Source organism: Streptococcus danieliae (genome assembly GCF_009767945.1).
Taxonomy (GTDB): Bacteria; Bacillota; Bacilli; order Lactobacillales; family Streptococcaceae; genus Streptococcus; species Streptococcus danieliae.
Genome location: NZ_WSRS01000193.1, coordinates 1 through 547 on the forward strand (window position 1 = coordinate 1; position 547 = coordinate 547).

Below are 547 nucleotides of genomic sequence, written 5' to 3' on the forward strand. Positions count from 1 at the left end.
TTCGCATCCACTAAACCAATCTCCTCTACTCATGTTTTCTGAGACTAGTATAGCTAGATTTCTACTTTATCGGAAGATACCTTGTTATTGGGCGCTTACGAAGGAACCAATGTAAGCGCCCAATAACAGGGTATATCAAAAAACCTCCAAGATTGTAAGCAGCTTGCTTTGAATCTTGGAGGTTTCTTTAACGACAATGCTCTTGTATTTGTTTTGCCCATGGTAAATAAGCCTCTAGAACCTCCTTTTTTTCGAGAGTCTCCTCGTTTGGTAAATGTTCTAGTAGGAAAACTATATATTTTTCACTGTCCACTTGGTGGAGTTTGGCTGTCTCAATTAGAGTCATGATAATCGCACTAGACTCTGCTCCCTCTAAACTCTGGGAGAACAACCAATTCTTGCGCCCCATTACTAAGGATTTGATTGCTCTTTCTGCCAAATTATTGGATAGAACGAGACGTCCATCCTCCAGTACAGTTTTGAATGTGGACTCATAATCCAAACTGTATTTGAGAGCACGGCCTAACTTGGATTCTGGTAAGACATA

At 40.4% G+C, this 547-nt stretch carries 1 protein-coding gene; it reads right to left on the reverse strand.

Going from position 1 to position 547, the window contains the following annotated elements:
* Positions 1-187: 187 nt before the first annotated feature.
* On the reverse strand, positions 188-547 hold a 360-nt coding region (locus E5983_RS09410; protein WP_160332181.1), incomplete at its 5' end, for an IS66 family transposase.